At 36.8% G+C, this 23,283-nt stretch carries 23 protein-coding genes; 20 read left to right on the top strand and 3 right to left on the bottom strand.

The genetic code is table 11. The annotated features are described in order from the left end of the window. Window positions 1-5: 5 nt before the first annotated feature. Both IEW44_RS11005 and IEW44_RS11000 read left to right on the top strand, forming a co-directional pair. The gene (locus tag IEW44_RS11005; protein WP_188615102.1) at window positions 6-581 is read left to right on the top strand and encodes a ComE operon protein 2; all 576 of its coding nucleotides are present in this window, start codon (window positions 6-8) and stop codon (window positions 579-581) included. Continuing rightward, entirely contained in the window at window positions 559-2,796 is a 2,238-nt protein-coding gene (locus IEW44_RS11000; RefSeq protein ID WP_188615101.1) for a DNA internalization-related competence protein ComEC/Rec2, read from the top strand. Before IEW44_RS11005 ends, IEW44_RS11000 begins: the two co-directional genes overlap by 23 nt. A 119-nt stretch (window positions 2,797-2,915) precedes the next feature. On the opposite strand, the gene IEW44_RS10995 is transcribed toward IEW44_RS11000, so the two are convergent. After that, complete coding sequence (locus IEW44_RS10995) at window positions 2,916-3,056, bottom strand: YqzM family protein (protein ID WP_188615100.1); 141 nt, start codon at window positions 3,054-3,056, stop codon at window positions 2,916-2,918. Window positions 3,057-3,193: 137 nt separating this feature from the next. Here IEW44_RS10995 and holA point away from each other — a divergent pair, with 137 nt between their 5' ends. Further along, a complete protein-coding gene (gene holA / locus IEW44_RS10990; protein ID WP_188615099.1) occupies window positions 3,194-4,204 on the top strand; it encodes a DNA polymerase III subunit delta in 1,011 nt (336 codons plus the stop codon). Between the two features lie 90 nt (window positions 4,205-4,294). On the opposite strand, the gene rpsT is transcribed toward holA, so the two are convergent. Then, window positions 4,295-4,543: a 30S ribosomal protein S20 gene (gene rpsT, locus IEW44_RS10985; protein ID WP_188615098.1), complete on the bottom strand. Its 249-nt coding sequence runs from the start codon at window positions 4,541-4,543 to the stop codon at window positions 4,295-4,297. Between the two features lie 323 nt (window positions 4,544-4,866). On the opposite strand from rpsT, the gene IEW44_RS10980 reads away from it, so the two are divergent. From IEW44_RS10980 to lepA, 12 genes are all read left to right on the top strand, one after another. After that, window positions 4,867-5,373, top strand: coding sequence for a GNAT family N-acetyltransferase (locus IEW44_RS10980; protein ID WP_188615097.1), 507 nt, complete (start codon window positions 4,867-4,869; stop codon window positions 5,371-5,373). A gap of 12 nt (window positions 5,374-5,385) precedes the next feature. Beyond that, window positions 5,386-5,649, top strand: a complete 264-nt coding sequence (locus tag IEW44_RS10975) for a glutaredoxin family protein (RefSeq protein ID WP_188615096.1) — start codon at window positions 5,386-5,388, stop codon at window positions 5,647-5,649. Then, a complete protein-coding gene (locus IEW44_RS10970; protein ID WP_188615095.1) occupies window positions 5,650-6,798 on the top strand; it encodes an amidohydrolase in 1,149 nt (382 codons plus the stop codon). It abuts the gene before it with no gap. Next, window positions 6,798-7,778 carry an MsnO8 family LLM class oxidoreductase gene (locus tag IEW44_RS10965; RefSeq protein ID WP_188615094.1) on the top strand — a complete coding sequence of 327 codons (981 nt, stop codon included), beginning with the start codon at window positions 6,798-6,800 and terminating at the stop codon, window positions 7,776-7,778. Before IEW44_RS10970 ends, IEW44_RS10965 begins: the two co-directional genes overlap by 1 nt. After that, the gene (locus IEW44_RS10960) at window positions 7,775-8,569 is read left to right on the top strand and encodes a MetQ/NlpA family ABC transporter substrate-binding protein (RefSeq protein WP_188615093.1); all 795 of its coding nucleotides are present in this window, start codon (window positions 7,775-7,777) and stop codon (window positions 8,567-8,569) included. Before IEW44_RS10965 ends, IEW44_RS10960 begins: the two co-directional genes overlap by 4 nt. Before the next feature lie 12 nt (window positions 8,570-8,581). After that, window positions 8,582-9,601 carry a methionine ABC transporter ATP-binding protein gene (locus IEW44_RS10955; protein WP_188615092.1) on the top strand — a complete coding sequence of 340 codons (1,020 nt, stop codon included), beginning with the start codon at window positions 8,582-8,584 and terminating at the stop codon, window positions 9,599-9,601. Then, complete coding sequence (locus IEW44_RS10950; protein WP_188615091.1) at window positions 9,601-10,254, top strand: methionine ABC transporter permease; 654 nt, start codon at window positions 9,601-9,603, stop codon at window positions 10,252-10,254. The genes IEW44_RS10955 and IEW44_RS10950 overlap by 1 nt, the downstream gene beginning before the upstream one ends. Before the next feature lie 18 nt (window positions 10,255-10,272). Continuing rightward, complete coding sequence (locus IEW44_RS10945) at window positions 10,273-11,112, top strand: MetQ/NlpA family ABC transporter substrate-binding protein (RefSeq protein ID WP_188615090.1); 840 nt, start codon at window positions 10,273-10,275, stop codon at window positions 11,110-11,112. Between the two features lie 18 nt (window positions 11,113-11,130). Beyond that, window positions 11,131-12,480, top strand: a complete 1,350-nt coding sequence (locus tag IEW44_RS10940) for an LLM class flavin-dependent oxidoreductase (RefSeq protein ID WP_188615089.1) — start codon at window positions 11,131-11,133, stop codon at window positions 12,478-12,480. Further along, window positions 12,473-13,009 (top strand): NADPH-dependent FMN reductase, encoded by a 537-nt coding sequence (gene ssuE, locus IEW44_RS10935; RefSeq protein ID WP_188615088.1) that lies wholly within the window; start codon window positions 12,473-12,475, stop codon window positions 13,007-13,009. Before IEW44_RS10940 ends, ssuE begins: the two co-directional genes overlap by 8 nt. Window positions 13,010-13,037: 28 nt before the next feature. Next, the gene (locus IEW44_RS10930) at window positions 13,038-13,880 is read left to right on the top strand and encodes a LysR family transcriptional regulator (RefSeq protein WP_188615087.1); all 843 of its coding nucleotides are present in this window, start codon (window positions 13,038-13,040) and stop codon (window positions 13,878-13,880) included. A gap of 95 nt (window positions 13,881-13,975) precedes the next feature. Further along, the gene (gene lepA, locus IEW44_RS10925; RefSeq protein WP_188615086.1) at window positions 13,976-15,802 is read left to right on the top strand and encodes a translation elongation factor 4; all 1,827 of its coding nucleotides are present in this window, start codon (window positions 13,976-13,978) and stop codon (window positions 15,800-15,802) included. 387 nt (window positions 15,803-16,189) lie between these two features. Here lepA and IEW44_RS10920 read toward each other — a convergent pair whose 3' ends face one another. After that, a complete protein-coding gene (locus tag IEW44_RS10920; protein WP_188615085.1) occupies window positions 16,190-16,693 on the bottom strand; it encodes a hypothetical protein in 504 nt (167 codons plus the stop codon). Window positions 16,694-17,070: 377 nt separating this feature from the next. On the opposite strand from IEW44_RS10920, the gene IEW44_RS10915 reads away from it, so the two are divergent. The 5 genes from IEW44_RS10915 (at window position 17,071) to hrcA (ending at window position 23,281) form a co-directional block, all read left to right on the top strand. Continuing rightward, entirely contained in the window at window positions 17,071-17,613 is a 543-nt protein-coding gene (locus IEW44_RS10915) for a MerR family transcriptional regulator (RefSeq protein WP_188615084.1), read from the top strand. A gap of 139 nt (window positions 17,614-17,752) precedes the next feature. Beyond that, complete coding sequence (locus tag IEW44_RS10910) at window positions 17,753-20,074, top strand: YhgE/Pip domain-containing protein (RefSeq protein WP_188615083.1); 2,322 nt, start codon at window positions 17,753-17,755, stop codon at window positions 20,072-20,074. 98 nt (window positions 20,075-20,172) lie between these two features. After that, entirely contained in the window at window positions 20,173-20,925 is a 753-nt protein-coding gene (locus tag IEW44_RS10905) for a formate/nitrite transporter family protein (protein WP_188615082.1), read from the top strand. A 113-nt stretch (window positions 20,926-21,038) separates the two neighbouring features. Then, window positions 21,039-22,181 carry a radical SAM family heme chaperone HemW gene (gene hemW / locus IEW44_RS10900; RefSeq protein ID WP_188615081.1) on the top strand — a complete coding sequence of 381 codons (1,143 nt, stop codon included), beginning with the start codon at window positions 21,039-21,041 and terminating at the stop codon, window positions 22,179-22,181. An 89-nt stretch (window positions 22,182-22,270) separates the two neighbouring features. Beyond that, window positions 22,271-23,281, top strand: coding sequence for a heat-inducible transcriptional repressor HrcA (gene hrcA, locus IEW44_RS10895; protein ID WP_188615080.1), 1,011 nt, complete (start codon window positions 22,271-22,273; stop codon window positions 23,279-23,281). The last annotated feature ends 2 nt before the right edge of the window (window positions 23,282-23,283 follow it).

Below are 23,283 nucleotides of genomic sequence, written 5' to 3'. Positions count from 1 at the left end.
ATGTTATGGAGCGAATAACATGGGACCAATTTTTTATGGCGCAAAGTCATCTCCTAGCATTACGTAGTACATGCACGCGTTTAGCCGTTGGTGCAACTATTGTCCGAGAAAAACGCATTATTGCAGGAGGTTATAATGGCTCAATAGCGGGTGATGAGCATTGTATTGACCATGGATGTTATGTAGTGGATAATCACTGTGTACGCACAATCCATGCAGAAATGAATGCCTTATTACAATGTGCAAAGTATGGTACATCGACAAGTGGCGCAGATTTATATGTGACACATTTTCCTTGTTTACCATGTACAAAATCCATTATTCAAGCAGGTGTAGCTCGTGTGTATTATGCCACAGATTATAAAAATAATACATATGCGATGGAGCTTTTACATAAGGCAGGTGTAGAGGTTGTACATGTGCCTTTTGAAGAGTGTAAAATTGACTTTTTAATGGACGAAAAAATAAAACTCTACATGAACATGTTACAAGACTTACGTGATGCAGATGTAGCGCCCGAAAAAATTGCAGTACATGAAGAACAGGTGTTGAAATTATTTGGGCAAGCGACAACAAGGTGACTTTTTATTAATCGAAATTGCTATCATTGTAGGAAGTGCTGCTTTATGGCAGTGGACGATGTACGCAAGTGTAATTCAAATTGGTGTATTAGTATGGCTTTATTATAAAAGGAGACCAATAGTATATTATATTGGTCTCTCCCTCATACTAACGATCTATTTTACTTATGAGGCGCCATTGCAACAAGTGCCACCTCAACAATTAACGATTAGCCATCATTATAAAATTGATGGTGACCGTTTAAAAGGATTTATGTGGGATGAAAACCATGCCAAGTGGTATGTGAGTTATCAGTTTCAAAGTGAGGACGAAAAAAATCAATTTACCTCACAATCATTAGCGGGCAAGCAGTTTATCGTTACAGGCACTATTCAAGAGATACCGCCTGCTGCTCATCAGTATAGTTTTTCTATGCCAAATTATTTATGGCAAAATAAAGCAAGTGGTTTTTTTGAGGTAACGACTTGGCAATATGTAAAACAACATTCTTCATGGCAAGTGTGGTTAGCTCAACGCCGATTTGCGATTCAACAACATATCGAAGCGGTGTTTCCTCAACGTTTGCAAGCAGAGGCAAAGGCCTTACTTATTGGCATGCGTGATGGTGTGGATGATACAATGACGCGAGCTTACCAAGTGTTAGGTATTACACATCTTTTTGCAATCTCTGGTTTGCATGTGGGGCTGTTGAGTTATTTATTTTATATGGTTCTTATTCGTCTTGGTGTAAGGCGAGAGTGGGCCTCTATCCTACTACTGATCATACTCCCTTGTTATGCAATACTGGCTGGAGGAGCGCCATCTGTATGGCGTGCTGTAATGGTTAGTTGTTTAGTCATACTCTCAGCCCTTATGAAGCGACGCTTACGTGTGGAAAATGCTTTAGCCCTTACGTTTATTTGTTTTGTTATGGTATTTCCTCGCAGTATTTTTCAAATTGGTTTTCAACTTTCCTATTTAGCCACGTTCAGTATACTTTATTCGCAAAAAATCCTCAGGCATGTTCGTTTTCCAGCCATCTATATTACTATTGTCACACAAATGATGGTAAGCCCTTTATTAATCCATCATTTTTATGAAGTCTCTCTATCTTCCTTTTTCACAAATATCCTATTTGTCCCTCTTTTTGCATGGGTCGTGTTACCTATTAACCTTCTATTATTATTCACAAGTTATTTTTCACTTCACACATGGTTGTTATGGCTATATGCGCCTTTTAGAGATTTACTAACGACTATTATTTTATGGCTAAAAGATGTACCTTTTCAACTATGGCAACCTGGTCAACTTCCGATTTGGCAGTCTTTATTATTGTTAATTACAATCATGTTAAGTTTCATTGCCTTAGAGACAAAACGTCCTCGCTTATACTTTCCATTTATAATAACCATTCTGATAATTCAACTTTCTCCTTACTGGGATAGTCGACTCAAAATTTCCTATATTGATGTAGGACAAGGTGATAGTACTTTAATTGAATTACCTTATCGACAAGGTGTATATGTAATTGATAGTGGAGGTGTACTTCGGTTTGGTAATGAGGCGTGGCGAGAACGCAAACAACCTTTTGAAGTGGGTAGACAAATTGTTGTCCCCTTATTAAAGGGTAAGGGCATTACAAAAATCGATACATTGATCCTTACACATCCCGATGCTGACCATGTAGAAGGGGCTGAAGAAATTATGCAAGAAGTGAAGGTGAAAGAAGTGCACGTTACAGGTGGCACAGCTAAGCCCGTCATGGCAGATGTAGTGGCAGAAGTTAAAAAACAACAAATCCCGTTTTATGTGAAGCGTAGGGGAGATGTGCTCAGAACAGGCGATTATTCTCTTTATTACGTGTCCCCTACAATAGCGAATGAAGGAAAGAATAATGATTCACTAGTAGTATATTTACATTCTCAGCAGTTTACAGCTCTCTTTACAGGAGACTTAGAAGCAGAAGGTGAAGAGTCATTACTACAAGATGCACAATTGCAAAATCTCTCCATTTTAAAAGCGGGACATCATGGCAGTAAGACATCAAGTACGGCTGCTTTTATTGCACATACTAACCCCAAGCTCACCATTTTTAGTGCTGGGCGCAATAATCGATACGGGCACCCTCATCCAGAAGTGTTAGCTCGCTTTGAGGGGCATCATATACTTAACACAGCGCAACAAGGCACAATTGAGGTACATGTTACAAGACAAGGTAATATCATATTACAATAAGCAATTATGAACAATGTATCCTTATTTATAATAAACCTAAAATAGCAAAAAAACAGCACACCGACTACAGTCGGTGTGCTGTTTTCTGGCCTTTGTGTCAGCCTCTTCTACTTGCAAAATTACAACATAGCTACGTATTCGAAAATCGTTGCAATGATGAACATGATGAAGAATACGCCAAATGGTACGACAAATCCGACACCAGCGTCAATTGCATCATTACGTTTTGAATTAATGTTTTCACCTTCAAATGGATTCATTGCTATCCCTCCAATTCTTTAACAATTATAAAACATCACCCCTAAAAAAGCTATATCCATTAGATAAGTTATCAATTCGGTGTGACAAAATTGTTATAAATCAGTATAATGTACGTTACATAAGGAGAGTGACCGTAGTGTTAACAAAAATATGGCGCGATATCGATAAGGGAAATTTACAGCCTGTTTATTTAATTAAAGGTGAAGAGGCCTACTTAGCAGATGAGACTTTGCGCAAAATTAAAACGGCACTTTCACAACAAGAGGAAGCCGAAATGATAACTTACTCTTTAGACGAGACCCCCGTTGAAGATGTGCTAACGGAAGCGGATACTTTTCCTTTCTTTACAGAACATAAATGTATCATTGCAAAAAATGCTAGCTTTTTAAAAGCGAGTGATCGTGATAAAGAAAAAGTGAAGCATGATCTGACAAAGTTAGAGGCCTACTTAAAAAACCCAGCTACATTTTCAGTAGTTGTATTTATTGCCCCTTATGAGAAATTAGATGAGCGTAAGAAAGTAACGAAATGGATGAAAGAGTATGCTACGCTTGTAGAGGCTGTAGTGCCTGAGGAGAGAGACTTAGCCATATGGCTACATGCACGTGCCAAACAATTACAGACAACCATTACAGACGATGCTATAGGGCTTTTAATGAGTATGGTGGGCACCAATATGTTACAACTGAATTTAGAAATTGAGAAATTAGGCTTGTATGTGGGTAAGGAAGGTATTATTACAGAACAAGTGGTGCAATTACTTGTGGCAAAGACGCTAGAGCAAGACGCGTTTAAAATGGTAGATGCTTATTTTGAGCATGACACAGAGACGGCACTGACGATTTATCGCGACTTGATTTTGCAAAAACAAGAACCGATTATGTTAGTAGGTTTATTAGCCTCCACCATTCGCACAATGAACCAAACGTATTATTTGCAAACGAAAGGATATACACAACATCAAATTGCGAAACAGTTAAAAATTCATCCATATCGTGTGAAATTAATGCTTGAAAAACGTAAAAGACCGAGTGAGGAACAATTATTACGAGCGTTATATGCTCTAGCGAATGTGGATTTGGCACTTAAGACTACAGGCAGTAATCGTGAACGTCAATTAGAACTATTTTTACTGCGTCAAATTTAAAAAAGTACGACTGAGCTCATTTCAGTCGTACTTTTTGTTTTATGCAAAGTAAAAAAAGCATCTCTTCTAGAAGAGATGCTTTTAAACAGCTTATGCTTGTTTAGCAAGACGAGACTTCGTACGAGCTGCAGCATTTTTGTGGATTAGACCTTTAGAAGCTGCTGAATCTAATGCTTTAGAAGCTTCACGAACAAGTTCTTGTGCATTATCAGCGTTTTCAGCTTTAGCAACGCGTGCTTTTTTCACAGCAGTACGCATAGAAGCTTTTGCTTGTGAGTTAGCAAGGTTAGCTTTTTCACTTGTTTTTACACGTTTAATAGCAGATTTAATGTTTGGCATGTATGTCACCTCCTAAATAAAGTACGAGATGAGTATTTCTCACGGTTTTCGTAGTCAATACAACAAAAATCATTTTAACAAACTGAACGACAAAATGCAATACATAAATGCAAAGAATATTTACTTGACAGGTTAGTATACACATACCAAAACGAAAAGACAAGAAACTATTTTCTTAATAAAAATAATTTATAGATGTTAAAAAAATTCTATTTTAAAAAGCATTGCTATTATAAGTGCATTGGTGTTAGGATTGAAAGCAATCTAAAATATATAATTCCTATAATAATAGTTGGTTTAATATTTATAAAGGAGAGATGCTTATGACTACAATCACAATTGATGTATTACAAGCATGTGAAAGAGAGCAAGCCAAGGAGTTACTCGTTGAAAGTTATCAACAATATGAAACGAATTACACAAATAAAGCTTACTTTGCAAACTATCTACAAGAGATTAAACAATCATTATATCAAGACAAAGTAGCTTGCGTTTTTATTGCAAAATGTCAAGGCGAGCTATTAGGTATTGTACAGTTGTATCATTCCTCACAAGATGCGTATGATTGGCATGGCATTACCATCCAAGCACCAATTATTCGGTTATTAGCTGTTCATCCTAAGGCAAGAGGGAATGGCATTGCCAAGCAACTCATCAAACATAGTATGACATACAGTAGCGCATTAGGTGCTAAAGCAGTGTATCTTCATACAACCGATATGATGGCAGATGCGATTCGTCTATACGAAAAAATAGGTTTTGTGCGAGATGCTAACTATGAGTTAAACAAAGAAGATTTTCTCATCAAGTGCTATCGCTATGATTTATAAGGAGGAGATCAGATGTCACAACAGAAAAATATCATTGTCTGGGCAAAGGATGGTTGCTCGTATTGTCAGGAAGTACAAGAAGTATTACGTAATAAAAAACTGAATTTTCAAATTGTCAATGTGACAAACCATGATGGGTACCGCGATATTTTACAACAAAAATACGGAGTACGTTATGTTCCAATAGTAGAAATTGGTACAGCGAAGGCGTATCGTGCAGTTACAGCACTAGGCACAGTACATTTATTACAAGTATTACATGAGGAGGGGTTATAAGTGGTGCCGTTAGCATTACAACAACAGCTTGTGGAAATAAGAAGACATTTACATCAATATCCAGAGTTATCTCTACAAGAATACGAGACAACATCCTACATCCAAGAGAAGTTACAACAATATGGTATAACATTGCGGGATACATCATTAGCAACGGGTGTTTTTGCAGATATCATTGGTCAATCAGGACCTATCATTGCTGTGCGAGCAGATATTGATGCATTGCCCATTACAGAAGCTACGCAACTACCTTATGCATCTAAAATAGCAGGTAAGATGCATGCATGCGGGCATGATTTTCATACAGCTGCATTATTAGGTGCGGCTCAATTATTACAACAGAAAAGGTTGGAAATGCAAGGTACAGTTCGATTGATATTTCAACCAGCAGAAGAGCTTGGCGGTGGCGCAGCACAAGTAATTGCGGATGGGCAGTTACGAGATGTAAAAGCGATTATTGGGTTACATAATAAACCAGATTTAGCCGTAGGTACAGTTGGTATTAAGGCAGGCGCTTTAATGGCAGCAGTAGATGCTTTTAAAATTACAATTACAGGTAAGGGAAGTCACGCAGCAATCCCGCAAGCAGGAACAGACGTTATTGTCACAGCCGCACAGCTTATTACACAGTTACAGACAATTGTGAGTCGTAATGTATCACCTTTACAAAGTGCTGTTGTAAGTGTAACGGCGATTCATGGTGGTGCAACATGGAATGTGTTACCTGAACAAGTTACGTTAGAAGGTACCATACGCACTTTTGATGAACATGTGCGACAAAAGGTGAAAGCACGGTTTTATCAACTTACAGAGAGCCTAACGACAATGCATCATCAACAATCTGCGATAATATGGCAAGAATGCCCACCTGCCTTGCATAATCATGCCAGTTTAGCGCAAAAAAGTATGCAAGTTGCTACACAACAAAATTTAACGGTCATTGAACCTGAACCTACCATGGGGGGAGAGGATTTCGCTCAATATTTGCGTCATATACCAGGTATTTTCACTTTTTTTGGCACAGGTGGTACAGAAGAATGGCATCATCCAAAGTTTACTATAGATGAGACAGCATTAGCGCCAGCTGCCTATTACTTATATGAAAGTGCATTACAAATACTTATCAATTTAAAGAAAGGAGATTTATGATGAGTTATGCGATCAGTATATTAGATCAAACACCAGTGTTTCCGAATGAAACAGTGGAACAAGCGTTCCAACATACCATTCGTTTAGCGCAGCAAGCAGAGCAATGGGGGTATCGCCGGTTTTGGTTAGCAGAGCATCATGCAATGCATGAGGTTGCAGGATCATCACCAGAAATTTTACTGGCTCATCTATTAGCTCATACAACAAAAATTCGTCTTGGTACAGGTGGGGTCATGTTAAATCACTATAGCCCATTTAAAGTAGCTGAGAACTTTAATGTGTTAGCCACATTAGCGCCTAATCGCATTGATTTAGGTGTAGGGAAGTCACCAGGAGGCTTTGCCTTATCAACAAAAGCGTTGCAATGTGTTAGTGAAGGCTTTGCACCAAATTTCGAACAAAAATTGCAAACCTTGCAACAATTTATTTATCAACAACCAACTGGGGAATATGCCACATTGCAAGCTTCACCTATTCCACAACATCCACCTACAATGTATGTATTAGGGGGTAGTGTAGAAAGTGCTACATTAGCCGCATCATTGAAAATAAATTACGTCTTTGCCCGTTTTTTACATAGTGACGAGGCATTATTAGCTACATGTGCTAAAGCGTATAAAAAACAATATCCTGAAGGTGAATTTATCGTAGCAGTAACTACTGTGGCTGCTGATACACAACAACAAGCGCTCGCATTACGTCAATATTTCAATTTATTTCACATTCACTTTGTGAATGGCAAAAGAGCAATTGTACAATCAGAAGATCAAATTAAAACGTTGCGACAACAAACAACAGAACCGTTCCATGTAATAGCAAAAGAGATGGCTGTCATTGCAGGTACAGCACAACAAGTACATGCAGAGTTACAGCGTTTACATCAAGCTTACAGCATTGATGAGTTTATCTTGCACACACCATTACGTTTACTAAAGGAGCGAACTCATTCATTTTCATTACTAGGGAGGTATAAGCAATGAAAAAAATAAGTATTTGGTTATTAATAAGCGTATTATTTTTATTTGCTTGTAATTCCGACAAAAATGATAAGAAAACAGAGCTTAAAGTTGCAGCTTCGTCTATTCCACATGCAGAAATTTTAGAAGTTATAAAAGAGGATTTAGCACAAGAAAACATTGACCTAGACATTGTGTTAGCTACAGATGGTATACAAGTCAATCAACAAACAGCAGATGGGCAATTAGATGCTAACTTCTTTCAACATACGCCTTATTTAGAGCAGGTAAATAAAGACAGTCAATTAGATTTAGTGAATGTAGTAGGTGTCCATATTGAGCCATTTGGTGTGTATTCTACTACGCTAACCTCTATTGACGATGTAAAAGAGGGTGCAAAAATAGCCATACCAAAAGATCCTGTTAATTTTTCACGTGCACTACGTCTATTAGCAGCCAACCATATTATCACTTTAAAAGAAACAGATAAAGAAAACATCGTTTTAGAAGATATCACGAAAAATGATAAAAATATAACCTTTATAGCAGTAGAAACAGCGATGTTGAATCGTTCATTAGAAGATGTAGATGCTGCAGCCATTAATACAAATTATGCTTTAGAAGGTGGATTTAATCCGTTAGAAGATGCACTTATTATTGAGGGTGAAGCCTCTCCCTATGTAAATATTTTAGCTGCGACAAGAGAGGGTGCTAAAACAAAAGAAATCCAAATTTTAAAAGAGGCACTTACATCAAAAAAGGTAAAAGATTTTATTTTGCAAACCTATGAAGGTGCTGTTATCCCCGCATTTTAAGGAGGTGTAATAATGATTGAATTTAATGATGTTACAAAAGTATTTACCAATAAAAAACAGCAAGTGATGGCACTCCAAAACATAGATTTACACATTCAACAAGGCGATATCTTTGGTGTGATTGGTTACAGTGGCGCTGGTAAGAGTACATTATTGCGCCTAGTGAATGCTCTCGAAATACCAACAACTGGCGAAGTTTTAGTACAAGGGAAAAATCTTGCTCGCTTATCTAAAAAAGAGCTGCGACAAGAACAAAAGAAGATTGGTATGATTTTTCAGCATTTTAATTTGTTGCAGTCTCGTAATGTATACGAGAATATTGCGTTGCCTTTAGAGTTAGAGCAACAGTCAAAAGTAGATATTGATCGTAAAGTAAAAGAGGCACTAGCTTTTGTTAATTTGACAGATAAAGCGCAACATTTTCCTGAACAATTATCAGGCGGTCAGAAACAACGAGTAGGTATTGCAAGAGCATTAGTAACAAATCCAGAATTATTACTATGTGATGAAGCAACCTCAGCACTAGACCCACAAACAACAATAGCGATTTTACAATTACTTAAACGTGTGAATAAAGTGTTTGGTATCACCATATTACTTATTACACATGAGATGGAAGTTATTAAGGAAATTTGTAATCGTGTAGCAGTAATGGAGGAAGGGGCAATTATTGAAACTGGTCAAGTGTTTGATGTTTTTGCACAACCTAAAAAGGCTACAACTAAACAGTTTGCACAAATGATTGTGCGTGATGATGTACCCGTTGTCATTCACGAATTACTTTCGGCTAATCGTTATCAAGGTCGTGTTTTTCATTTTAAGTTTCTTGGTGATAGCACTGGAAAACCGATTATCTCACATATTGCGAAACATTATGAGGTGGATTTAACTATTTTATTTGGCAATATCATGGAGATTCAATCTACCTTCTTTGGCCACCTTATGGTCGAAATAATTGGTGATGACGTGGAAATTGCTAAAGTATTGCAGTTTGCTGAGCAGTCTCAAGTTAATATACAGGAGGTGTCGTGATGGAAATTAGCTCAGACATCTTAGTAAGGGCATTGCAAGAAACATTGTATATGGTGAGTGTATCGCTCGTATTTGGAGGCATTATTGGTATTGTATTAGGCGTTACTTTAGTTGTTACACGTAAAGGACATATTTTAGAGAATCGTTATGTTTATGCCTTATTAAATCCTATTGTCAATGTTTTACGTTCGATACCTTTTATTATTTTACTCGTTGCCATCATTCCATTAACGCGGCTAATTGTAGGTACTTCTATTGGTACAACAGCTGCCATTGTACCATTAGTTTTACATATAGGGCCTTATTTTTCTCGCCTTGTAGAAAACTCGCTATTAGAAGTGGACGAAGGTGTGATTGAAGCTACGCGTGCAATGGGGGCTACGCCAGTTCAACTCATTATAAAAGTATTATTACCGGAAGCATTTGGTTCATTCGTTTTAAGTTTGACGACAGTAACGATTAGTTTAATTGGAGCTACTGCCATGGCAGGTGCTATAGGTGGTGGAGGCTTGGGTGATGTTGCCATCACATATGGCTATCAACGTTTTGATACAGCCACGATAGTTGTAACCGTTGTTTTACTTGTCGTTATTGTTCAAATTATTCAAAGTATTGGTAATCACTTTGAACGCAAAATAAGACGTTTCAATTAAAAGATAGGAGTGATGATGATGAAAAAAATTGTAGGGTTATTGATAGCGACAATAGTATTACTTATTGCTGGCTGTAGTAATACAGATGCTAATGAACAAACAACAATTAAAGTAGGCATTCGTTCATCAGAAATGAAAACATGGGAATTTGTGAAAGAGCAAGCGGAAAAAGAAGGGTTAACTTTAGAATTAGTAACCTTCTCATCTGCCTATGACCCCAATGATGCGCTGCGTGAAGGTGAGATTGACTTGAATGCTTTCCAACATATTGCTTATTTAGAAACATACAATAATAAAACGAATAGTAAATTAATCCCGTTAGGTACAACAATCATTGCGCCACTAGGTATTTATTCTAATAACATTAAAGCTCTTCCACAGATAGAAGAAGGTGCACAAGTGGCAATACCTAATGACCCCTCCAATTGGGGACGAGCATTAGTATTACTACAAGAAGCGGGTTTACTAACAGTAGTAGATGATTTTGATGGGCTAGGTGGCGAGGATAAAATTAAAAGTAATCCTAAAAATTTGAAGATTATCCCAATGGATTCTTTCACTACGCCAAGAGCAATGGAAGATACAGATATTGCAATTATTAACAATGGTATCGCAACGGATGCAGGTCTTAGTTTAAAAGATGCTATTTTCCATGAGAGTGAAACCGCCAAGCCTTATATTAATATAATTGCTACAGATGACAAGAATAAAGATAATACCAATTTTAAAAAGGTAGTGGATGTATATCAAAGCGACACAGTCAAACAATTTATTGAAAAAAAATACAACGGTAATTATATACCGGTGTCATTATCACGAGATGAGTTAGCACAGTGGAAACAAACATTTACAAACTAATTAAGGAGTGGAAGTACTATGACAAAACAAATAAGATTAGCTGCCTATTTAGTAGGTTCAGGTATGCATGTGGCTTCTTGGCGTCATCCTTTAGCGCAACCTGATGCAAGTATTTCAATTAATGCTCTCATTGAACAAGCTAAAATTGCTGAACAAGGAAAATTTGATTTTGTATTTGCAGCAGATAGTTTAGCTGTTAATCATACATCGCATCCGCAAATACTAAATCGTTTTGACCCTGTAGTTCAAATTACAGCGCTTGCCACTGCAACAACACATATTGGCATTGGTGCTACATCTTCTACCACATATGGCGAACCTTACATTTTAGCGCGCCAATTTGCATCGGTTGATCATATTAGCGGTGGGCGCGTAGGTTGGAATTTAGTTACTACAGCAGATGCTACAGGCGAGACAGCTCAAAATTTTAGTCGTGATAAGCATTGGGAGCACGATCACCGCTATGACAGAGCAGAAGAGTTTATTGATGTAGTGAAGGGTTTATGGGACTCATGGGAAGATGATGCCTTTATTTATAATAAAGAAACAGGAACATTTTATGATAAAAAAAAGGTGCATGAGGTAGGTTATCAAGGTACACATTTTACAGTGAAAGGTCCCTTAAATATCGCACGTTCGCAACAAGCACAACCTGTTATTATTCAAGCAGGCTCATCCATTCCAGGGCAACGACTCGCAGCACGCACAGCAGAAGTTGTTTTTACAAGTTGGGACACGATGGAACGTGCACAACAGCATTACACCCAATTAAAATCACAACTAGCAACGTATGGACGGGAGCATGATGATTTAGTTGTATTGCATGCCATTGCCCCCATTATTGGGCGTACAGCAGAAGAAGCCCATGCCAAGTATGAAGAATTACAACAACTTGTGGACCCTTATGAAAGTTTAAAGTTTGTATCAGGTTATATGGGCAATGTAGATTTCACACAATATGACTTAAATACCCCAGCACGTGAGGTTGTTTTTCCACATGTAAATAGCATTCAAAGTAATTTTAATGAAATGAAAGCTATTATGGATAAAGAAGATTTAAAAGTAGGCGATTTGTACCAGCGATTTTTTAAGCCTGCACGTAAAGACCATTTTATTGGTACACCTACTCAAATTGCAGACGAGATGGAGCGATGGGTAATGGCAGAGGCTACAGATGGTTTTATGATTCAATTTCCTTTAATGCCTCGTGATTTACAAGATTTTGTCACATATGTTGTGCCCATTTTGCAGGCGAGAGGATTATTGCGTAAGGAGTATGAAGGGACAACGTTACGTGAGCACCTCGGACTAAAGAAACCACAAAATCAATTTGTAACCTTAACCGTAGGAGGGAAATCATATGACTAAAATTGTTTTACTATCGGGAAGCCCTAATATAGTGTCAAGTTCACATAAGGTTTTAGAGGTGATAGAACAGTTATTACAAAACAAAGGATTTACAACAGACATTATTAGTGTGACACAATTGCCACAACAAGACTTAATGACAGGGAATTTTGGCAGTAAGGCATTACAACCTTTTATTCAGCGTATTGAACAAGCAGACGGTGTAATTGTAGCGTCACCTGTATATAAAGCATCATATACAGGCGTGTTAAAGAGTTTTTTTGATTTGCTACCCCAACAGATTTTTCAACGTAAAACAGTATTACCTATTATGACTGGTGGCTCAATCGCTCATTTACTTGCTATTGATTACGCTTTTAAACCATTAATTACGACACTAAAGGGGCAGGCTTTACAAGGCGTTTATGTTGTAGATGAACAAATGGATAAAAATGCCCCTCATATCATTATAGACGAGGCAGTTTGGCAACGATTGCGCCAACAACTTGAGGCATTAGATGAAGCTATTGCCTTACAAAAAGTATATTAACTTGTTTAGGATGGAGGCGTAAATAGCAATGAATCTTGATAATGTTGAGACTTTTTTATACGTTGTACATTTTAAAAGTATTCAACAAACTGCTGATGCCTTATTTTTAACACAACCTGCCATATCAGCACGCATTAAAGCACTAGAAAAGGACTTAGCAACTACCTTGTTTTTACGAGAAGGAAAATATCTCACCTTAACAGAAGCTGGGCATCAATTCCTACCATTTGCCCATCAAATTAGTCAGGCTATGCATACCAGTAGAGCTCAATTGCGAGATCTTGCTCAAACAGCAGCATTAACGATTGGTACGACGCCTCTTATATCAGAGTATATTATGCCAAAGCTCCTTCCAAAGCTTACTGCTCACCAAATAAAGCATGTCACATTACCAACAGAAGATTTGCTTACTGAAGTAATACAACATGAGGTGGACGTTGCCTTAATGATGGCTGTAAATCAACAAGGCATCCAGCAAGAGAGAGTGATGAGCAATCCTATTCAGCTCATCGCTCCTCTAAACCATCCTTTAATAAAACAGCAAAATGTGACACTTCAACAGCTTGCAAAAGAATCGTTTGTGCTGTTTGAGTCTGGCGAAGCTAGCCATCCTATTTTTGCGGCAGTTGAAGCAACACCACATATTGCATTGACAACTCACCATGTAACCGTAGCTAAATCTTTTATTAAACAAGGATTAGGCATCGGTTTTTTGCCATTGCTTTGTATCACCAAGGAAATAATAGCAGGTGATTTTGCTGTTATTCCCACCAATCATCTTACCAAACTGCAACAAGATATTTATTTAACATATCGAGATGAAGCAAAAGTGACCGTTATTCGTGAGGTAATGGAAAGTATCTTTACATGATTGATATGTAAACGTTAGGATAATAACGTGACAGTGTTGTAGTTTAATGAAGGTTCATAGTATAATTCTAGTTAGTTTAAATAGGAGTGAAATACATGAACCGAGAAGAAAGAATGAAGCGTCAAGAAAATATCCGCAATTTCTCCATCATTGCGCATATCGACCACGGTAAATCTACACTGGCTGACCGTATTTTAGAACATACACAAGCCTTAACAAAACGCGAAATGAAAACACGTTTATTAGACTCTATGGATTTAGAGCAAGAGCGTGGGATTACGATTAAATTAAATGCTGTACAATTGAAGTATCAAGCAAATAATGGCGAAATTTATACGATGCATTTAATCGACACACCTGGACATGTCGATTTTACGTATGAGGTATCACGTAGCTTAGCGGCATGTGAGGGCGCTATTTTAGTTGTGGATGCAGCACAGGGTATTGAAGCACAAACATTAGCTAACGTTTATTTAGCATTAGATAATGATTTAGAAATTTTACCTGTTATTAATAAAATTGACTTACCAGCTGCTGACCCTGAGCGTGTGCGTAATGAAATTGAAGAAGTAATTGGGCTAGACGCATCTGAAGCTGTACTTGCCTCAGCAAAAGCAAATATCGGGATTGGCGAAATTTTGGAACAAATTGTAGCGCAAGTACCAGCACCACAAGGTGATCCTGAGGCGCCATTACAAGCCTTAATATTCGACTCTGTATATGATGCTTATCGAGGTGTTATTACCTCAATCCGTATTGTAGAAGGTAAAGTAAAACCAGGCGATAAAATTCGCATGATGGCAACAGGCGCAGAATTTGAAGTAATTGAAGTTGGTGTACATACACCTCATGCTACACCTGTTGAAGAGCTAACTGTAGGTGATGTAGGTTATTTAACAGCTTCTATTAAAAATGTGGCAGACACACGTGTTGGTGACACCATTACATCTGTAGACCATCCAGCCGAAAAAGCATTGGCAGGTTACCGCCGTTTAAATCCGATGGTATTCTGTGGTTTGTATCCTATTGATACATCCAAATACAATGATTTGCGTGAAGCGTTAGAAAAACTTGAATTAAACGACTCTGCGTTAGAGTTTGAGCCTGAAACTTCACAGGCACTTGGCTTTGGTTTCCGTTGTGGCTTCTTAGGTTTATTGCATATGGAAATTATTCAAGAACGTATTGAGCGTGAGTTTAAAATTGATTTAATTACAACAGCTCCATCTGTAATTTATAAAGTATTTATGACAGATGGTTCGGAACTTATGGTCGATAACCCAGCCATGATGCCAGACCCACAAAAGATTGATCATGTGGAAGAGCCGTATGTTAAAGCAGCAATTATGGTACCAAATGATTACGTAGGCGCTGTAATGGAGTTATGTCAAAAGAAACGTGGTAATTTCATTGACATGAATTATTTAGATACAACGCGTGTTGCGGTAAATTATGAATTACCATTATCTGAGATTGTCTATGATTTCTTTGACTACTTAAAATCAAGTACAAAAGGCTACGCTTCATTTGACTATGAATTAATTGGTTATAAAACGTCTAAGCTTGTGAAGATGGACATTTTACTAAATGGCGAACAAGTCGATGCTTTAAGCTTTATTGTACACCGTGACTTTAGCTATGAACGTGGTAAAGTGATTGTAGACAAATTGAAAGAGTTGATTCCACGTCAACAATTCGAAGTGCCCGTACAAGCAGCGATTGGTCAAAAAATTGTGGCACGTTCAACCATTAAATCTATGGGTAAAAACGTATTAGCCAAATGTTACGGTGGTGACATCTCACGTAAACGTAAATTACTTGAAAAACAAAAAGCAGGTAAAAAGCGTATGAAGCAAGTTGGCTCAGTAGAAGTACCACAAGAGGCCTTCATGGCTGTTCTCAAAATGGACGAGGATAAATAAGCTAATCTAGCAAGCTTTGTGGCAGTTTCGCATAGGTAGAGAAAGCGATAAAAAGGGTGTTTGCCTACGGTTTGCCTACGTGACATTTTATTACAAATAAAAACATGCCAGTTAGTGGGGACTAATTGGCATGAAAAAGTTATTCTTGGCTATCGTTTAAAGCTCTTTCAAATTTCATTTTTTGTGTAAGGTGGGCGTATAAGACTTGATATACGGCCACAGAGAAACACCATCAATAGCACAAGCCATCACGACTACGCTTTATTTTAGTCATGATGGCTTTTTTATTAATCCAAAGCTCTCTTTGTTTCATATGTAAGTGTTCTGTATGTGGTACGCATGGGTATCATTTTGAGACAAGGTTGTAAATTGATAAGTGTAGCGCATTTATACAATGCGTATGGTAATAGGTATGACATCTGGCGTTGAAGGGTCGGTTATTGTAGAAATAACAAGTGACATGTCCAATTCTTCTCTAGGGTCAGGGAAAAAGTAAGGATAGGCTTCTATTACAGCTAATTCCGCATGAGCGGTAGCGTTGCTAGTAATATCTTGTGATAAATGCACCAACTCATCACGTATACTTGAGCCGTCTGCAAAAAGATCTTTGGCTTGTATCGTAATAGACTCTTCACCTTTATTTTGTATTTCGTACTTTACTTTTAAAGTATGTCCATCATTATCATTATACGTTGTGTTAATAGTCAATAATGTAATTTTGTATTTCGTATTATCTACTACAACTTCGTTAACATTTGTAGTGCCAACTTTTAAACCTTTGGTATGTTCGTCATTAACTCCTTCAATCGATAAATGTACTTGTTTCGTTTGACAAGCAGTTAAAAAGATTAAGCTGATAAAGAGTGTGATTGCTATAAAACTTTTCCTCATTAGTGTATCTCCTTTATACAAATTAACTAAATTTAACCATAAAATTAAGATGATTACAAATGAATAATGGAATTTACGTAACTATTAGCTGCTAGTAATATGTGAAGTACTCATACCTATTTTTTAGTTGATCAGTAGTGGAGGCTATTATGATAGACCTCTTTGTAGCGCATTATTTAATGGGCAGATAACATAAAATAAGGTGGTATTAGCTGCGGTTATAGTTGCCAAGGAATGCTGAGTTACGTTTTTTCTGAGTGGGAGCAAAGGCGTATATGTTTGTTTTTCTTGAATTTTAAGCAGTTTGTTTAAAAGCATACACGAAAGGGAAAATTAATGATAAAATTGTGCTAATAGTTGGTTAGGAGTTGTTAAGGATGGAACAACAGGTTTTTACAAGCGGTGAAGCGGCTCGTTTTTTACATGTCAGTACATCAACTTTAACTAAATATGCAGGCTTACTAGAAGATAATGGACATAAGATTCAACGCAATCCTAAAAATCACCGTTGTTTTTATGGCGATGATATGGCGAGGATTAAGGCAATGGTGATTTTAAACCGTATGCGTTCTATTCCATTAGAAGAAGCGGCAACTTTAGTCACAAAGGCAGATGCTGATATTGCAGCTATTTTAAAGTTGGATAAAGAAAATGTTGTACAAGGCGATGTGCCAGCAGTTCAACATAAAGAGGTATTAGCGAAGCAAATTCAACATGTGTCTACAGAGTTAGATGGTATCCTCTCTCAAGTGCAAGCGCAAGAGCAACTACATAAAGATTTTGTAGAAGATGTGAGTGATATTTTAACCCAACAATCAGATGTGATTAAAAAACAAAATGATTTAATTGATCAATTGTTACGCGAGCAAGCTAAACAAAAGAAAAAGCGCTCATGGCTGAGCCGATTATTATTCAAGTAATCAGGAATGTTATAGCATTCCTGATTTTTTTTAGCTAAAATTAGGCAAGAAGAAGGATTTTAGCAAGGCTTCACTTATTTCATTGTTCATTTTAACGTACAATAAAAAAGGGAATACGTAGTTTGAAGGAGAGTGCCTAATGAAAAATAGGATACAAAATATCATTAAAATTTATACAAACGATTTAAAAAACATTGCAACTAATTGGGTAGCGATGGTACTTATAGGCGGTTTAATATTTTTACCTTCACTTTACGCGTGGTTTAATATTTATGCTTCATGGGACCCTTATGGGCAGACTAATCAAATGCAAGTAGCCATCGTCAATGAAGATGAAGGTGCGACTGTTCAAGGGGAAGACATTAATGTTGGTGATGAACTTGTCATTAACTTGTCAACCAACAAAAATTTTGATTGGAAATTTACCAAACGTGAAGAAGCCATTGACAAGGTACGTATGGGGGATTATTTTGCAGCTGTTATCATACCAGCTAACTTTTCGACAAAATTAACATCAGTCTTACAAGACACTCCTGAACAAGCAACGATTGAATATTATGTTAATGAAAAGATAAATTCAATTGCGCCAAAGATTACAGATAAAGGGGCAAGTGGTATTGCTGAACAAATATCAAGCGAATTTATTTCTACTGTAAATGGCACAATCTTTGAAATATTTAATGAATTAGGTATCGAAATTGAAAAAGAGGTACCAAACTTTGAAAAATTCGAAGAGTATATCTTTTTAATTGAAGAAAATTTACCTGAGATTGAACAAACGATGAATCAATCAGCAGAAGATGGGGAGAAAGCAGCTGGACTTGTTAAAGAAGGTTTAGCGATGATGCCAGAAGTACAAAAAACAACGACAGAAGGTTTAACAACTGTACAAAGTGCCACATTGTTACTAAGGGAAGCGGAGGTAACATTAAATAATTTATCACCAATGGTAGAAAAAGATTTACAACGTGTACAAAAGATTACGAAAGATGTCGAATCTTTTTTAAGCCAATTAGCCAATACAAATTTAGACACAGCGAAATTAGACCAAGCGCTAGCTGATTTACAAAGCCAACTTAAGACGGCACAACAAGTTGTAGAAGAATTGATTCAGCATGTAGAAGCGATTGGCGACATTGGACAAAATGCGGAGCAAGCTCGTCAAGCATTAAAACAAAAAGTACAAGCAGCGATTGATGAGATCAAGACGCATTACGACACCTCGTCCATTGAAGAACAACTCGCTAATGAAAAAATTGTGCAAGAACTGGAGCGCATTTTGCAATCCATTGATCAACTGCCGAATGCTAAAGAGCGTGAACAACTTGTTTTGAATAAATTGTATCACTTACAAACTGTTTTAACAGAATTTGGACGTAATTTAGATGCTGTAAGCCAAATTGATATTAATGATGCGACGATTAAACAAAATATTAAAAACTTGCAACGTGTTGCAGGCGAGACGTCTATTCAAATTGATGGCTTCTTGAAACAATATAAAAACGACTTAGAGCCAAAAATTAAAGATATGTTAGCAGGTGCTAAAAATAGTTTAACAGGAGCTACAGATATTTTAACTAAAGTGCAGGGCATGATACCAGAAGTAACACAAATCTTAAAAAATACAGATGGTTCATTACAAAAGGCGAATGATACATTAGCAAAAATCCAAACGGATTATCCTGCGTTAAGTGAAAAGATTATCGACCTTGCGAATAAGTTACGTACATTAAATAATGAAGCAGATATACATGAAATTATTCAACTCCTTAAAAATAATGCTTCTGCAGAGCGTGATTTTTTTGCCGACCCTGTAAAAGTAGAGAATCATAAAATGTTCCCTATTAAAAATTACGGTACAGGAATGATGCCATTTTATACGGTATTATCGATTTGGGTAGGTTGTTTATTGTTAATCTCTTTATTATCCGTTAATATTCACCATAACGGCGAATATACTATTAGAGAAGTATATTTAGGACGCTTATTGACGTTTAGTACATTTGCTTTATTGCAAACGACAATTATTACGATGGGCGATATTTTCTTATTTGACTCGTCTATTAGCGCACCTATATTATTTGTGTTATTTGGCATTTTTATTGCAGGTGTTTTTATTACAGTAGTTTATACACTTGTGTCTGTTTTTGGTGACGTTGGTAAAGCGATGGCTATTGTTATGTTAGTTTTACAAATTGCAGGCTCAGGAGGCACATATCCTGTACAATTGCTACCGAAGTTTTTCCAAATGATTAATCCATTCCTTCCGTTTACTTACGCTATCGAGTTAATGCGTGAAGCAGTAGGTGGTATTATTTGGTCTAAAGTATGGTTAGACATTGGTGTATTATTTACAGTAGGTATTATCTTCTTGTTGTTTGGTTTATTCTTTAAGAAAATTTTAAGTGAAAAGACCGAAGCCCTGTTGAAGAAGTCAAGAGAAACCGACATTATTCATTAATTGTGTATGATCACAAACAGCAGATAAGTGGTAAGGGATGCGTATCATTTTCCTTTACCACTTATTTTGTTAAAAGCCTATATTTTTGGAGGAAAATGATGACAATAGAAAAAATCATTCGTGCATCACAAGATAAGGTAATGATGTTACAACAACATAAAAAAGCCTACTTTTATCAAACCATCCTTGGTGGTATGTATATTGGATTTGGTATGTTATTATTGTTGACTTTAGGAAGCCAATTACAAGGTGAACCTTATGTTAAATTAGTACAAGGTGCAACATTTGGTATTGCACTTACTTTAGTGCTGATGGCTGGTGCAGATTTATTTACAGGTAATCCATTATTGATGACTATTACATATCAAACAAAACATATTACTAAAATACAAGCGGTGCAAGCAACAATAAGTAGTTATATTGGGAATGCTATAGGTGCTGTTATCATAGGCTCGTTGTTTTATTGGTCAGGCTTAATGCACGAGGCATTTCAAGAAGGGGTTATCCAAACTGCAACCCTTAAGATAACACCTTCCTTTACGGCTCTTTTGGTAAGAGGTATTTTATGTAATATGTTAGTGTGCATTGCAGTTTGGGCGAATTTCAAAATGCAAACAGAAGTAGGGCGTATTCTTATTATTTTTTGTTGTATTCTGCCTTTTATTACAATGGGGTTTGAACATAGTATTGCTAACATGACATTATTTAGTGTAGTTGCTCAGTTGCCACAGCATAATATCACTCTGCTTAATATGTTAAGTAATTTGCTACCTGTTACAATTGGTAATATAATTGGTGGTGTTTTTATTGCGCTTGCTTATTTATCAACGGTCGTAACTCAAGCAAAATAAATGGAGGTAGCCCTCTTGTCATTAGAAGAGCAAGTGTATCTAGAGGATTCCTTCGCGAAGTGCGATGTTATTCCCTATAATAAAACAAGATAATAAAGAGAGTAGGTTGTATTATGGCACGAGGCATTTATATTCACATTCCGTTTTGTCATCAAATTTGTAATTATTGTGATTTTAATAAGTTTTATTTTGCAAATCAGCCTGTAGACGATTATATTGAAGCCGTTGGTCAAGAGTTACATATTTGGCATCAACGCTCACCAGAAAGCTTTGCCCAAGTAGAAACAATATTTCTAGGTGGGGGTACACCAACAGCATTGTCTGCACAACAACTTAGCCGCTTATTAAGCTTAATTCAACAATATGTACCTATACAACAAATTAAGGAATTTACATCAGAAGCCAATCCAGATGAATTAACAGAAGATAAATTAATCGCTTTAATCGAAGGTGGCGTTAATCGTTTAAGTATGGGCGTGCAATCATTTGATTTGACACTTTTACATCGCTTAGGACGTACACATAATAATGGTGATGTTTTTCATACGATTGATACAGCAAAAAAAGTAGGATTTACAAATATTAGCATTGATTTAATGTATGGTTTACCAGACCAAACGATGGCACAATGGCAACAATCTTTGCAAACGGCATTAGATTTACAATTACCTCACTATTCCGCGTACTCTTTATTAGTAGAGCCGAAAACCATTTTTTATATTGAATATAATAAAGGTCGCTTGCCATTGCCAACACCAGAGTTAGAAGCACAAATGTATCGTATATTAATGCAAGAAATGGATAAACATCAAATGCATCAATATGAGATTAGTAATTTTGCTAAAGCTAATCATCAATCGCTACACAACACAATTTATTGGGATAATGATGAGTACTTTGGTATAGGAGCAGGTGCACACGGTTATGTCAATGGTATACGTTACAGCAATCATGGCCCTCTAAAAAAATATATGGAGGCTGTTCAAGAAGGTGATGCACGTATTCATGAGCATATTGTAAGTATGAGTGAGTGTATGGAAGAGCAGATGTTTTTAGGGCTTAGAAAAACAGCTGGTGTAAATGAGCAACAATTTTACGAACGCTTCAATCAAAGTATAGAGACTGCTTTTCCAAAAGTGGTTACGCCACTTATCGAACAAGGTTTATTAGAACGTCAAGCTAGTCATTTGCGTCTTACGAAACAAGGTCGTTTTGTTGGCAATACAGTATTCTCACAATTTTTATTAGAACAGTGAGCGTTACCGTTGACATCAAACGTATCGTTTGATAAATTATAACTATATTAGCACTCCCTATTAATGAGTGCTAACAGAGGTGATGAAAAATGTTAACGAATCGACAGCTAGAAATTTTGCAAGTCATCGTAGACGATTTTATCACGTCAGCACAACCAGTAGGCTCACGACAAATTTCGAAAAAAGAGCATATTATGTATAGTCCAGCTACAATTCGAAATGAGATGGCAGATTTAGAAGAAATGGGATTGCTTGAAAAAACACATACATCTTCAGGGCGTGTGCCTTCCGATAAAGGGTACCGATTTTATGTAGACCATTTATTACAGCCAAAAAAGCTGAAGCGAGATGAGCTGCAACAAATCAAATCTGTTTTTACGAGTCAACAATTAGAAACAGAGCAAGTGATACGTAAATCGGCTGCTATTTTATCACAGTTGACGTCGTATACGTCTATTATGTTAGGTCCAGATGTTCAAAGCCATCGTATTAAAAAGTTTTCCATTGTATCGCTAAATGATGATACAGCAGTAGCTATTATTGTGACAGATCGAGGACATGTCGAAAATCGCATATTTACGATTCCAGAGGATTTTACTGCTTCTGATGTAGAGAAAGCTGTTAATATATTGAATGAGCGTTTATATAATGTGCCACTTGATCAATTTGCTATTTTACTAGAAGTAGAAGTCCAGCGATTGTTACAGCAACATATCCATTCGGCACATCAATTTATTACAGCTTTAACACAGACAGCACCAAGTGAAAATAAGCTTTTCTATGGTGGAAAAACAAATATGTTAAGACAGCCTGAGTTTCATGATGTGGATAAACTTCGTTTGTTAATGGATATGATTGAAACAAGACAAGACGTGTTTAATTTATTCATTCCAAATGCAAGTGGTATTCAAATTCGTATCGGCTCAGAAAATGAGCAGTTAGCGATGGAAAATTGCAGTGTGATTACTGCGTCGTATCAAGCTGGTGAAAGTCAAGGAGCCATTGCCATTATAGGCCCTACTCGCATGGATTATGAACGTGTAATCACATTAGTTGAGTTGGTGCGTAGCGATTTAACACGAGCCTTTTCAAAAGGCTGAGT

The sequence above is a fragment of the Lysinibacillus alkalisoli genome (assembly GCF_014643595.1).
Lineage (GTDB): Bacteria > Bacillota > Bacilli > Bacillales_A > Planococcaceae > Metalysinibacillus > Metalysinibacillus alkalisoli.
The sequence above is the reverse complement of the archived record's forward strand: the minus strand, read 5'-3'. Positions and strand labels throughout refer to the sequence as shown.